Raw genomic sequence first — 12922 nt, forward strand, 5'->3', positions numbered from 1 at the left:
CCCCGCCCGGCACGGTCCGTTCATCGGGCCGGCAGCCAATGTGTGCTCGGAACTGCTCGAAACGGCTTTGTATCGAGCACATATTGACATGTCCAGGTGGGGCCCGCCAGAGTCGTGCACCGACAGTGCTCCGGCGGTGACGCGGACGGCTCACTGGGGGAGCGCTGTCGTCCTGCCCGAAATGCCTGCTGTGTCATGCCTGTCGCCTCAGGGCGCAACCGTCGCCACCGAGGCGCACGCGGCCGCAGCGCCGACCGACCCCGGAGGGCACCATGAACGGTCAGTCCCGAGCGCGTCTGCTCGCCGCCGCCCTGGCCGCGGCGCTGCTCACGGCCGCGGTGCCGTCGTACGCGGGCACCCGCGACGCGTCCCCCGCCGCCGACGGCCGGCTCGGTGACGCCACCGGCTTCACCGCGGACGGCGACACGTACACCGTCTCCTCGGGCGACGCGAAGCTGCGCATCAGCTTCCCCGACGACGACCTCCTCCGCGTCCGCCTCGCCCCCGACGGGCACTTCACCGACCCGGCGAACGACGACCCCGCGGACCCCGGGGCACCGGACGCCGACATCGTCGTCAAGACCGACTACAAGGGCGCCCATTCGCGACACACCGAGACCGACGACGCCTACGTCGTCCGCACCGACGAGGCGACCCTGACCGTCACCAAGTCGCCCGTCACCCTGGCCCTCGCCGACGAGCACGGCAGACAGCTGTGGCGGGAGACCGCGCCGCTGTCCTGGTCCGCCGACGGAACCGCGCAGACCCTCGGGCAGGGCGCCCAGGAGCAGTTCTTCGGCGGCGGAATGCAGAACGGCCGCTTCAGCCACCGCGGCCAGAGCGTCGACATCAGCCGCGACTACGACTGGAACGACGGCGGCAACCCCAACGCGGCGCCGTTCTACCTCTCCAGCAACGGCTACGGCGTCCTGCGCAACACCTTCGCCCCCGGACGCTACGACTTCGGCGCGCCGGTGCGCACCACGCACCAGGAACAGCGTTTCGACGCCTACTACTTCGTCGGCGACGCCAAGCAGGTCATCGACGGCTACACCGAACTCACCGGCCGCCCCGCCATGCTGCCGATGTACGCCATGGAACTGGGCGACGCCGACTGCTACCTGCACAACGCCAACCGCGGCGAACGCGAGACACTGCGCGACTCCCGCGCCATCGCCGACGGTTACGCCCGGGAGGGCATGCCGCTCGGCTGGATGCTGGTCAACGACGGCTACGGCTGCGGCTACGAGGACCTCCCCGCGACCGGCGACATGCTGCACGGCAACGGTGCCGAACTCGGCCTGTGGACCGAGGCCGACCTGACCGAGCAGGAGTCCGAGGTCGCCGCCGGCGTCCGGGTCCGCAAGACCGACGTCGCCTGGGTCGGCCCCGGCTACCGCTTCGCCCTGGACGCCTGCGAGAAGGCGCGGAACGGCATCGAGGAGCACAGCGCCGACCGGGCGAGCGTGCTCACCATCGAGGGCTGGGCCGGCACCCAGCGCTGCGGCGCCCTGTGGAGCGGCGACCAGTCCGGCTCGTGGGACTACATCCGCTGGCAGATCCCCACCTACGCCGGTTCCACCATGTCCGGGCAGCCCGTCACCACCGGCGACGTCGACGGCATCTTCGGCGGCAGCGCCGAGACCTACGTGCGCGACCTCCAGTGGAAGATGCTGCTGCCGATGACGTACGCCATGAGCGGCTGGGCGGCGAGCGACAAGCAGCCCTGGCGGTACGGCGCGCCCTACACCGCGATCAACAAGAAGTACCTGCTGCTGCACGAGCGGCTGCTGCCCTACCTGTACACGCACCTGGCGAACGCCTCGAAGACCGGCGTCGGCCCCACCCGCCCCCTGTACCTCAACTACCCCGGCGACCCGGCCACCTGGGGCGACAAGGCGAAGTACGAGTTCCTCGCCGGTGACGACCTCCTCGTCGCCCCCGTCTACGAGGACAGCGACGTCCGCGACGGCATCCTCCTGCCCGAGGGCCGCTGGGTGGACTACTGGACGGGCCGCGTGTACGAGGGCGGACAGACCCTGGACGGCTACCAGGCACCGCTGGACACGCTTCCGCTGTTCGTGCGCGCCGGTGCGATCGTGCCCATGTTCCCCGAGGGCACGACCGACTGGGCGCAGGGCAAGAAGTCCGGCCGTCTCGACCTCGACATCTACCCCGAGGGCGACTCCGCCTTCACCCTCTACGAGGACGACGGCCGCACCCGGGCCCACGCCGAGGGCGAGTCGGCCACGCAGCGCATCGCCGTGAGCGCGCCGGACGCCCGCCGCCGGGGCCCCGTGGACATCCGCATCGGCGCGCTCCGGGGCGCGTACGACGGCAAGCCCGCCCAGCGGCGCTACGGACTGACGGTGCACACCGACACCGACCCGTCCGGCGTCCGGGCCGGCGGGAAGCGACTGCGGGAGGTGGCGTCCGAGCGCGCGCTGGAGGCCGCGCCGTCCGGCTGGTACCACGACGCCGGCACCGGCGTCGTCCACGTCAAGACCGGCCAGGTCTCCTCGGGCGAACAGCTGACCGTGCGCATCGACGGGGCCGGCTCCGTCGGCGGCACCCACCCCGAGGACCGTGCCGTCGCCCTCCACGCCCGCACCGCCGCCATCGGCACCATCGGACAGTCCCAGCAGGTCGACGTCGCGGTCACCAACACCACCGGCAAGCCGGTCACGGTGACCGGCTCGGCCGTCACCGCCCCCGAAGGCTGGCAGGTGGCCGCGGCCGGGCCCACCGGCACCCGTGCCCTGCCCGACGGCGGCACCTTCACCGCGCGCTTCACCGTCACACCCCCGAAGGGCGCCGCCCCGGGCGCGTACGACCTCTCCGCCCGGGCGTCGTACACGACCCGGCAGCACAGCACGTACTCCGTGAGCACGCGGACCGCCACCACACTGGCGCACCCCTCGCTCGCCTCGGCCGCCGACAACGTCGGCGTGACGAAGCAGGACGCCCCGGCGCCCGGTGACATCGACGGCGGCGGCTCCAGCTTCATCTCCGAACGGCTGGCCCAGCAGGGCGTCACCCCCGGCGCCGCCGTGCGGGCGAACGGCTTCTCCTTCACCTGGCCCGACGCGGCACCGGGCACCCCCGACAACGTGACGGGCAAGGGCCAGACCATCCAGGTGTCCGGCGACGAGAAGGGCAACGCACTGGCCTTCCTCGGCACCGGAACCAGCGGCAGCGCCGAGGGCACGGCGACCGTCCACTACACCGACGGCACCACCACCGAGGCCGAGCTGGGCTTCCCGAACTGGTGCTGTCTGCCGACCGACCGGTACGGGGCCAGGACCGCGATCACCACCAAGGGCAAGAACACCCCGTCCGGCCCCGCCTACGACACCGTCGAGTACCGCCTCTACACCAAGACCCTGCGCATCGACCCGGACAAGGACGTCGCCGCCGTCACCCTGCCGGCCAACAGCGCCGTGCACGTCTTCGCCCTGGACGTGGGTGAGGAGGAGGTCGTGCCCCCGCCGGTCCCTGACGGCCAGTACGCCCTGGCCCACACCGGAGGCGACGAACGGCTCGAGGCGCCCGGAGACACCGAGGCCGGACCGCTGCGGGTCGGCGCGGCCTCCACGACACCCGCGCAGAAGTGGAACATCACCCGCAACGACGACGGCACCTACCGGCTGAAGAACGCCGGCAGCGGCCTCTGCGCCGACGTGGCCGGCAGCTCGCAGGCCGCCGGGGCCACGGTGGTCCAGTACACCTGCACCGGCACCGCCAACCAACAGTGGACCGTCACCGCGCAGGACGGGACGCTCACGCTGAAGGCGCGGCACAGCGGACTGGCCCTGACCGTCACCGCCGACGGCCTCGTCGTCCAGTCCGCCGACGAAGGGGGAGCCCGTCAGCGCTGGCGGGCCACGCGGAACTGACCCCGCGCACCCCGCACCGGTCCCGTCACGGCCCCCGGCACACGCCGGGCCGCGGCGGGACCGGTGCCGCCGCGTGGCTACTGCGCCAGAGCCGCGGCGGGCCCCATGACGACGACCGGCCGCCGGTCCGGGTCCAGGGCGCGCAGCAGCGCACGCATGTGTTCCTCGTCCAGCGACACACAGGCGTTGGTCGGCCCGCCGTGGTCCACGTGGATCCACACGCCGCCGCCCTTGTCCTCGCCCAGCGGCCGGGTCTTGTCCAGCGGGGTGGTGCCGGGCACCCGGTTGTAGTCGACGGCGATCACGTAGTCGAACGAGCCCTCCAGGTCCTCGCCCAGGTGGCCGGTGCCCGAGAGCGCGAACTCCGGGTCCTCGTCGTAGGGCAGCCGGGTCCCCGGGTCGGGCAGCCGGCCCCCCGCGTCGCTGATCCCGAAGACGCCGATGGGCGTGCGCAGGTCGCCCGCGCTGTGGTCCCTCGTCCAGCCGCGCAGCCCGTTGTGCGCCGACCAGGGACCGGCCACGGCCTGCCAGCCCCGCACGGGGTGCCGTTCGTAGAGCACCACCTGCGCCCGGTTGGCGTCCGCCGCCGCGCCCCGGACCACCAGGGCCTGATCCGTGGCCGCGGGCACCCGGGCCCGCACGGCGGGACCGAGCCCGGGAAGCGGCCGGGCCGTGGGACCCGCCGGAGCGGGACGGGGGGACGCCGGCCGTGCGGGGGGTGTGCCGGGCGTCCGCGAGGCGCAGCCCGTCCCCAGCAGGGCGGTGCACAGCACCGCGCCGATCACCAGGGTCAGGGCTTTCCTGACGCTCATCTCGACCTCCGGTTCGGGTAGGTGGGCACCTCATTGGTTGACCACCCGCGCGACCGGGTCGTGCCGATGCCCGGCGTCTCGCCCGTATGGCGCACGGACGTCGCCGTGTGCGGGGAGTGACGGAAGGGGGCCCGGACGGCGCTGATCAGGTCGGACCGTCCGGGAGCGGAGGGGCACCCGGACGCAACACCGTTCGTGCTCACACCCCTTACTCACTGGTGAGGCGCGGACATGCCGTGTAGCGTCAGCGGCAGATGTCGTGGTTCGACCCGGCCGCCCGCACCGTGGTGCGGGCGGTCTGCTGTGCAGTGCCTTGGACCAGGACGACCACCTCCGGGTCCGCGCGGTGCGGATCCGATATCGGCTGAAAGGCAAAGGCATGGCCAGCGGTACCGTCAAGTGGTTCAACTCGGAAAAGGGCTTCGGCTTCATCGCGCAGGACGGCGGCGGCCCCGACGTCTTCGCGCACTACTCCAACATCAACGCCAGCGGGTACCGCGAGCTCCAGGAAGGCCAGGCTGTCACCTTCGACATCACCCAGGGCCAGAAGGGCCCGCAGGCGGAGAACATCACCCCCGCCTGACCGGGATGCGTTGAACCCGGCACGGCGCCCGGAAGCGTTTCGCTTCCGGGCGCCGTGTGCTTTTCCGGGCGGCGTACGACGCACGGCGTCGTGGGGCCGGAGCGAGTACGGTTGACTCATTCGTGAGGAATGCGACGAGCATCCCGGAAAGCGGCCCGGCAGGCGACGGCGGCGTCACTCGATCCGCGGCGCGCCCCGCTCCCCGCCGGACTTCTCGCCCGGCGAACGGCGGCACCCCACCCAGGGCCCGGACACTGGGGAGGGAGGACACGGAGCGTGAGCGCACACCCCCGTCGTGCCCGGGCCACGTCGCCGCGCTCCCTCGGCGGGCGGCGTCCGCGCACCGCCTCCGGCCGGCACGGTGACGACACTGCGCCGACGCGACGCGCGGAACGGCTGCGGTCCCTGTTCGGAGTGCGCAGCGTCGCGGGTCAGGTGCTGCTGTTCCAGGTGATCGTCGTCGTCCTCACCGTCGCCGCCGCCCTCGTGGCCCTGGTCATCCAGTCCCGGAACGACAACACCCGTGCGGCCCGGCTCCGGTCCCTGGACACCGCCACGACGCTCGCGCAGGCCCCGGGCACGGCGAGCGCGATGACCGGGCCCGACCCCACCGCCGTACTGCAGCCCCTGACCGAGCGGATCAGACACGAGACGGGCGTCGACCTCGTCGTCGTGTACTCGCGGGAAGGGGTCCGTTTCACCCACCCCGACCCCGCCCAGATCGGCGAGACCGTTCCCGGCTCGCCCGCGCCGCCGCGCGAACCCGTGACCCGCACCATCGACACCACCCAGGGGCTGTCGGTCGTCTCGACCGTCCCCGTCCCCGGGGCGGACGGCGCCGCGGTCGGTTCGGTGTCCGTGGGCATCACGGTCCGCAAGGTGGCGGGCATGGCGGCCGAGCAGATGCCGATCCTCCTCGGCGCCGCGGCCGGGGCGCTGGCCGTGTGCGCGGGCGGCACCGCGCTGGTCAGCCGCCGGCTGCTGCGCCAGACCCACGGCCTCGGTCCGGTGGAGATGACCCGCATGTACGACCACCACGACGCGGTGCTGCACGCGGTGCGGGAGGGCGTGCTGATCACCGGGGGCGACGGGCGGCTGCTGCTGGCCAACGACGAGGCACGGCGCCTGCTCGACCTGCCGCCGGACCTGGAGCGGCCGCGGATCACCGAGCTGCGCCTGGACCCGGGCATCGCCGAGCTGCTGACGTCGGACCGGACGGCCACCGACGAGGTGCACCTGACCGCCGACCGGCTGCTCGCGGTCAACAAACGGCCCACGGCGCCCGACGGCGCGTACGCCGGGAGCGTCGTGACGCTCAGGGACACCACGGAGCTGCGCGCCCTGTCCGGACGGGCCGAGGTGGCGCGCGAGCGCCTGACGCTGCTCTACGACGCCGGGATGCGCATCGGCTCCACCCTGGACGTGGAGCGCACCGCACGGGAGCTGGCCGAGGCGGCGGTGCCGCGCTTCGCCGACCGCGTCACCGTGGAACTGGCCGAGGAGGTGCTGCGCGGAGAGGAACCGGCGGCCCCGGTCACCGTCATGCGCCGTACCGCCGTGAGCGGCGGCGGCGCCGGTCCGCCACCGCTGCCGGTGGGCACGGCGATCCCCCTCGCCGAGGGCACGCCCCAGGCGCGGTGTGTGGCGAGCGGCCGGGCGGTGCTGGAGACGGCCCCGGGCACGGCCGAGGCGGGACGGGAGCGGGACACCGGGCACGGGACACGCCCGCCGGACCACCACGCCGAGGCCCTGATCGCGGTGCCGCTGCGCGCTCGCGGCGCGGTGCTCGGAGTGGTCGGCTTCCGCCGCGCCGGCGGGGCGGAGCCGTTCGACGAGGAGGACCTGCCGTTCGCCGAGGAACTGGCCACCCGCGCGGCCGTCGCGCTCGACAACGCCCGCCGCTACACCCGTGAGCACGCCATGGCGGTCACCCTGCAGCGCAGCCTGCTGCCCCGCGACCTGCCGGAACCGAGCGCCCTGGAGCTGGCCCACCGCTACCTGCCCGCCCAGGCGGGCGTCGGCGGCGACTGGTTCGACGTGATCGAGCTGTCCGGTGCCCGGGTCGCGCTGGTGGTCGGGGACGTGGTGGGGCACGGGATGCACGCGGCGGCCACCATGGGACGCCTGCGCACCGCGGTGCACAACTTCGCCACCCTCGACCTGGCCCCCGACGAACTGCTGGCCCGCCTCGACGACCTGGTCGCCCGGCTGGACCGGGAGCGGGCGGCGCAGGGAGAGGACGAGGGGCTCATCGGGGCCACCTGCCTCTACGTCGTCTACGACCCGGTCACCGGCACCTGCTGCACGGCCAGGGCGGGACACCCTCCGTTCGCACTCGTCCTCCCGGACGGCACGGTGTCCTTCCCCGACCTCCCCGCCGGCCCACCGCTGGGTCTGGGCGGCCTGCCGTTCGACAGCACCGAGTTCCGGGTGCCCGAGGGGAGCCGGCTCGTCCTCTACACCGACGGACTCGTCGAGGACCGCGACCGGGACATCGACGTCGGCCTCGGCATCCTGCGCACCGCGCTGTCCCACCCCGACCGGACCCCCGAGCAGACCTGCCGCGCCGTGCTCGACGCCCTCCCGCCGGACCGGGCGCGCGACGACATCGCCCTGCTGGTCGCCCGCACCCGGGTGCTCGACCCCGGCCGGGTCGCCGGCTGGGACGTGCCGCGCGAGACCTCGGCCGTCTCCGTCGTCCGCGCCGACGTCGGCCGGCAACTGGAGGCGTGGGACCTGGCGGAGGTGGGTTTCACCACCGAGCTCATCCTCAGCGAACTGGTCACCAACGCCATCCGCCACGGCAGCGCCCCCATCCACGTCCGCCTGCTGCGCGACCGCGCTCTGATCTGCGAGGTGTCCGACGGCAGCAGCACCTCGCCGCACCTGCGCCACGCGGCGGCCACCGACGAGGGCGGGCGCGGCCTGTTCCTCGTCGCCCGGTACGCCGAACGCTGGGGAACCCGGTACACCGGCACGGGCAAGGTCATCTGGACCGAGCAGTCGCTGGACGGCGGGACGACGGGCCTCGGCGGGTTCCCGGACGACGCCGACCCGCTCGACCAGTGGTCCGACGTGACGCTGTGACGTCCTACGGCCCGGGGGCCTGGCCCGGACAGGGACTGCCCTCGCGTCACCCGGAATCGGAGGGCGGCCACCCGGGGCGGAGCAGGCGGCGAGGGCGAGCAGCTATGCGCGTGCGTCACGCTGGTTCGCACCGCCCTGGCGCACATTCCCGACGTGCGCCGCACCGGAACCGGGGGCAGTGCCAGGACGTGGCCGTGCACCGCGGGCGGCACTGCGGGCGGCCCCGCGGGGCCGCCGGCCTCAGTCCCCTTCTTCCCGGTCCAGCCGGGTGTGGCGGCCCAGCGCGGCGCTGCGGCTGGTCGCGAGGTGCTCCAGGACGAGTTCCTGCACCCGCTCGACGTCGCGTTCCGCGATCGCCCGGCAGAGCGCGTCGTGTTCCAGCGCGACGCCCTCCAGGTCGTCGTGCTGGCCCATGAGCCACCGCAGCCGGCTGCGCAGGACGCCTTCGAGCTCGTTGAGCAGTTCGTTGGCGGCGAGGGAGATGACGGTCTGGTGGAAGTCGGCTGCCGCCCGGTGGGCCCGCACCGCGTCGCCGGCCCGGGCCGCCGCCAGCTCGGCGTCCACCGTCGCGCGCAGCTTCTCCAGTCCGGCGCGGGTGTGGCGTTGCGCGGCCAGCCGGAAGGCGAGGGTCTCCAGGCCCGAGCGCACTTCGTCGAGGTCGGCGATGTCGCTCGTGGTGAACTCACGCACCACCGCCCACGTGCGCGGCCGGGGCGTCACCAGCCCTTCGGACACCAGCGTCCGCAGCGCCTCGCGGACGGGCAGCCGGCTCACCCCGAGTGCCTCGGCCAGCTCCCGCTCGACGAGCCTGCTGCCCGGCGGTCGCACACCGTCGAGGATCTCGTCGCGCAACTGCCGGGTCACCCGCTCGGACTCGGGCGTGAAATCCCCTGACGCAGCCATCGCCGTCCTTCGTCGTTCGTCCCGTTCCACGGCGCACCGGCTGCGGCGGTGCGGCGCGGCAGCCGGGCGGCCCGTCAGAATACCGCGCGGCCGGCGCGGCCGGCGCGGCCCGCGGCCCGGCCCGATGCCGGTGCGGAGGGCGGGAACAGGGACGACGCGGGCCGTCAGCGGGCCGTCGGGGGCCAGTTGACGATCTGTTTGGGCCGCGGTGCCGCGTACGTGCGGACCTTGGACGTGGACAGGCCGAGCCGCACCAGTGATTCGGCGATCGTCACGGCGGCGGTCACCCCGTCGACGACGGGTACGCCGGTGCGGTCCACGACGTGCTCGGCGAGGCCGGCCATTCCCCCGCAGCCCAGGCAGATCACCTCGGCCCGGTCGTCCCGCACCGCACGGGCGGCCTGTTCGGCGATGGCGTCCACGGCGGCCCGCTCGTCCCGTTCGAGTTCCAGGACGGGGAGCCCGCTGGCCCGCACGGACGCGCACCGGGCGCTCAGCCCGGCCGCCGCCAGCCGCTCCTCGATGAGGGGCACGGTGCGGTCGAGGGTGGTGACGACGGAGTAGCGGCGGCCGAGGAACTGGGCGGTGCTCGCCGCCGCCTCGGTGATGTCGACGACGGGGACGTCGAGCAGTTCCTGCAGTCCCTCCCGCCCGTGTTCGCCGTATCCGGCCTGGACGACCGCGTCGAACGGCTCCGGATGGGCGCGGACGGTCTCCATGACGGCCACCGCGGCGAGGTAGCTCTCGTAGTTGCCCTCGACGGACTCCGCGCCGAACGAAGGGGTGAGGGGGACGATCTCGGTCCCCGGCGAGGCGGCGCCGGCCGCCTGCTTGCCGATCGCGTCGGTGATGGACTGCGTGGTGTTGACGTTGACCACGAGGATGCGCATGGGGTGGGGCCTTCTGCTCGGGCTGGTCATTCGGCGGCGACGGCGATGGCCTCGCCGTCCACGTCGCGGATCGGCACGGCACGGTCGGCGACGACCGCGTACAGGGCGGCGGCGACGATGGCGCCGATGAACCAGGAGAACCCGGCCGCGGCGTGGAAGAGGGGGACGAGGGCGACCACGACGGCGATCGCGGCGCTCGGGACGAACGCGGCGACGGCCCGCGGGTTGTAGCCGCGCCGGTAGTGGTACTCGGCGTCGGCGTCCTCGGTGTAGAGGGCGGGCACGTTGACCCGGGCCTTCCGCAGCAGCCAGTAGTCGGCCATGATCACGCCGAAGAGCGGCCCGAGCAGGGCGCCGAGCCCACCGAGGAAGTAGTTCACGACGACCGGGCTGTTGTAGAGGTTCCAGGGCGTGATCACCAGGCCCAGCGCGGCGCTCACCAGACCGGCCCGGCGGAAGTCGAGCCGGCGGGGGAAGAGGTTGACCAGGGCGTAGATCGGCGCGACGAAGTTGGCCAGCAGGTTGACCGCGACCGTCAGGGCGATGAGGGCGAGCGAGGCGACGGTCAGCAGGAACATGTTGGGGACGGACCGGACGATGTCGGTCGGACTGGTGATGACCCGTCCGTCGAGGCTGAACTGGGCCCCGCTCAGGACCGCCACGATGCAGGCGAAGAAGAGCATGTTCACCGGAATGCCGATGACGTTGCCCCGGACGATGGAGCCGCGGTTCCTCGCGGACCGCGTGAAGTCGCAGAAGTTGAGGACGAACGTCCCGTAGATGACCACCCACAGCGCGGCCGCCTGGAGGACCTGGAGCCACATCGCGCCGCCGGTGAGCGGGTCGCCGTCGGACAGGGAGATCGAGCCGTCCGCCCGGACGAACATCCACACCGCGAGCGCGCACATGGTGAGCAGCGTGACGGGCGCCGCGAAGGCCATGTAACGCCGGATCATCTGCATCCCGTAGCTCACGATGAGCACCTGGAGCGCCCACAGCGCCAGGAAGGTGATCCAGCCGAGCGTCGACTGACCCAGCAGGGAGTCGGTGTCCAGGCGGGCGAGACCCGGGAACAGCGCCACCAGGAGGGCGCTGAGTACGGCGGAGGCGAGATAGGTCTGGATACCAAACCAGGCGATGGCGACGGCGCCGCGTACGGCGGCCGGGATCTTCGCTCCCTTGATGCCGAACGCGATGCGGCTCATCACGGGGAACGGCACACCCGTCTTGTGCCCCATGAACCCGGACAGCGTGAGCAGGAGGAAGAGCAGGACGGAGGCGAGGGCGAAGGCGGCCAGGATGCCCCACACGTTCAGTCCCAGGGCGAACAGTCCGATGGCGAACGCGTAATTGCCCAGGCTGTGGACGTCGTTGGCCCAGAGCGTGAAGACGTTGTAGGCGCCCCAGCGGCGGCCCTCCTTCTTCGTCGGGGCCAGGTCGTAGGTGTAGAGGGCGGAGCTGGTGGCGGTGTCGCCGGTCGGCACGGACGAGCGGCGGTCTTCCAGGGCAGTCATGCACGGACTCCTGGTTCGGGATGCGGGGAGTTGGCGGTTTCCACGAAGCGGAAGCGGGGTTCCGTGCCCCAGAACGTAGTTTTCGCCAAACGGCACCGTCAAGAGGTCGGGAGTAAATGGAATACCATTTGTGTCGTCGCCGGGATTCGCCACGTCGCACGCGGAAGCCCCCCGCCGGCACCGTCCGGCGGGGGGCTTCCGCGTGCTTCACGGCTCAGTAGATGTTGGCGTCGACCTCCGGACCGTCCCCGCGCGCCGCGTTGATCTGGGCGCGCAGCGAGATCTCGTCGTACACGCGGTACTCCCGCACGATCCGGCCGTTCTGGATCAGGAACTGCGAGACGCCGAGCACGGTCACCGGCTGCCCGGTCAGGGCCCCGAACGCGGGCGTGCCCCGGTACGTGCCGTGCATGGTCCACAGGACGGCGACGCGCAGACCCGCGTACCGCTCGTTGTAGTTGGCCTGGACGTCGCGGACGGCGAACCGGGCGTCCGGGAAGGGCCCGACCATCGCCAGCAGATCGGCCTGGTAGCGCTCGGGACGGATGACGGTGCGGTCGCCGACCGTGTGCAGGAACAGGTCCCGCTCCATGTAGTCGTGGACCTTGTTCAGGCGCCGCCTGGACCACACGTCCTCGATGAACTCCAGCACCATCTCGCACTCGGGCCGGAACTGGTCGGGGCGCTCCCCGCTGTCGCCGGTCAGCAGCACCTCCTTGGGGGCGGCCTCCGTCATCGAGCCGCTGTATCCCTGGAAGCGCAGCCCACGGGCCACCTCGTCCGGGTCGAGTCCCAGTTGCAGGCAGTCCGCGAGATCGTCGCGGACGACCCACTCCTCGACCATCCGGCCGCGCCGGTAGAGGCAGTTGGCGACGGTGCGCTTGCGGACGGGTACGAGGCGGCCGCCCACGAGGTGCTCGTCGGCGGAGAAGACCAGGTGCGAGCTGAGGAACGCGTCGTCGCCGCGTGCCTCCCACACGACGTCCTCGGCCTGCCCGACGTGCCCGGGCACCGCGGACATGCGCATGGTGCTGCCCTCGATCACGCCGTCGCGTCCGACGACCGTGCCCAGGCTGGTGTGGACGATGGAGTCCGGCTCGTAGTTCTCCACGATGTGGTCGATGTCGCGGGCCACCCAGATGCGGTCGGTGACCTCGCGGATGAAGTCGTCCGGGTCGGCGTAGGGCTGGTAGGCGACGGGGTCGAGCGGCATGGTGCTTCCTTGTCTCGATGGTGC

Annotated in this window: 8 protein-coding genes; 3 read left to right on the forward strand and 5 right to left on the reverse strand. The window is 72.8% G+C overall.

Annotation, left to right across the window (positions count from 1 at the left end; genetic code table 11):
- The first annotated feature begins 272 nt into the window (after positions 1 to 272).
- A complete protein-coding gene (locus tag ACGF3H_RS15310) occupies positions 273 to 3896 on the forward strand; it encodes an RICIN domain-containing protein (protein ID WP_362498574.1) in 3624 nt (1207 codons plus the stop codon).
- Between the two features lie 77 nt (positions 3897 to 3973).
- On the opposite strand, the gene ACGF3H_RS15315 is transcribed toward ACGF3H_RS15310, so the two are convergent.
- Positions 3974 to 4708, reverse strand: coding sequence for a L,D-transpeptidase family protein (locus ACGF3H_RS15315; protein ID WP_362498576.1), 735 nt, complete (start codon positions 4706 to 4708; stop codon positions 3974 to 3976).
- Between the two features lie 379 nt (positions 4709 to 5087).
- Between ACGF3H_RS15315 and ACGF3H_RS15320 the strand changes: the two genes are divergently transcribed.
- Together ACGF3H_RS15320 and ACGF3H_RS15325 are read left to right on the forward strand one after the other, a co-directional pair.
- Positions 5088 to 5291 carry a cold-shock protein gene (locus tag ACGF3H_RS15320; RefSeq protein WP_028964611.1) on the forward strand — a complete coding sequence of 68 codons (204 nt, stop codon included), beginning with the start codon at positions 5088 to 5090 and terminating at the stop codon, positions 5289 to 5291.
- Positions 5292 to 5696: 405 nt separating this feature from the next.
- Positions 5697 to 8378 carry a SpoIIE family protein phosphatase gene (locus tag ACGF3H_RS15325; protein WP_362498633.1) on the forward strand — a complete coding sequence of 894 codons (2682 nt, stop codon included), beginning with the start codon at positions 5697 to 5699 and terminating at the stop codon, positions 8376 to 8378.
- Positions 8379 to 8618: 240 nt separating this feature from the next.
- On the opposite strand, the gene ACGF3H_RS15330 is transcribed toward ACGF3H_RS15325, so the two are convergent.
- From ACGF3H_RS15330 to ACGF3H_RS15345, 4 genes are all read right to left on the reverse strand, one after another.
- Positions 8619 to 9281, reverse strand: a complete 663-nt coding sequence (locus ACGF3H_RS15330) for a GntR family transcriptional regulator (RefSeq protein ID WP_362498578.1) — start codon at positions 9279 to 9281, stop codon at positions 8619 to 8621.
- Positions 9282 to 9445: 164 nt separating this feature from the next.
- A complete protein-coding gene (locus tag ACGF3H_RS15335) occupies positions 9446 to 10171 on the reverse strand; it encodes an aspartate/glutamate racemase family protein (protein WP_362498580.1) in 726 nt (241 codons plus the stop codon).
- 26 nt (positions 10172 to 10197) lie between these two features.
- Positions 10198 to 11685: an NCS1 family nucleobase:cation symporter-1 gene (locus tag ACGF3H_RS15340; RefSeq protein WP_362498583.1), complete on the reverse strand. Its 1488-nt coding sequence runs from the start codon at positions 11683 to 11685 to the stop codon at positions 10198 to 10200.
- A 214-nt stretch (positions 11686 to 11899) separates the two neighbouring features.
- A complete protein-coding gene (locus ACGF3H_RS15345; RefSeq protein WP_362498586.1) occupies positions 11900 to 12898 on the reverse strand; it encodes an ester cyclase in 999 nt (332 codons plus the stop codon).
- Between the last annotated feature and the right edge of the window lie 24 nt (positions 12899 to 12922).

This window comes from Streptomyces sp. NPDC048185, assembly GCF_043202495.1.
Classification (GTDB): Bacteria; Actinomycetota; Actinomycetes; order Streptomycetales; family Streptomycetaceae; genus Streptomyces.

Excerpts from the sequence above, each read along its gene's own strand:
- ACGF3H_RS15310 (WP_362498574.1), top strand. The coding sequence starts at position 273 with ATGAACGGTCAGTCCCGAGCGCGTCTGCTCGCCGCCGCCCTGGCCGCG.
- ACGF3H_RS15330 (WP_362498578.1), bottom strand. The coding sequence starts at position 9,281 with ATGGCTGCGTCAGGGGATTTCACGCCCGAGTCCGAGCGGGTGACCCGG.
- ACGF3H_RS15320 (WP_028964611.1), top strand. The coding sequence starts at position 5,088 with ATGGCCAGCGGTACCGTCAAGTGGTTCAACTCGGAAAAGGGCTTCGGC.
- ACGF3H_RS15315 (WP_362498576.1), bottom strand. The coding sequence starts at position 4,708 with ATGAGCGTCAGGAAAGCCCTGACCCTGGTGATCGGCGCGGTGCTGTGC.
- ACGF3H_RS15335 (WP_362498580.1), bottom strand. The coding sequence starts at position 10,171 with ATGCGCATCCTCGTGGTCAACGTCAACACCACGCAGTCCATCACCGAC.
- ACGF3H_RS15345 (WP_362498586.1), bottom strand. The coding sequence starts at position 12,898 with ATGCCGCTCGACCCCGTCGCCTACCAGCCCTACGCCGACCCGGACGAC.
- ACGF3H_RS15340 (WP_362498583.1), bottom strand. The coding sequence starts at position 11,685 with ATGACTGCCCTGGAAGACCGCCGCTCGTCCGTGCCGACCGGCGACACC.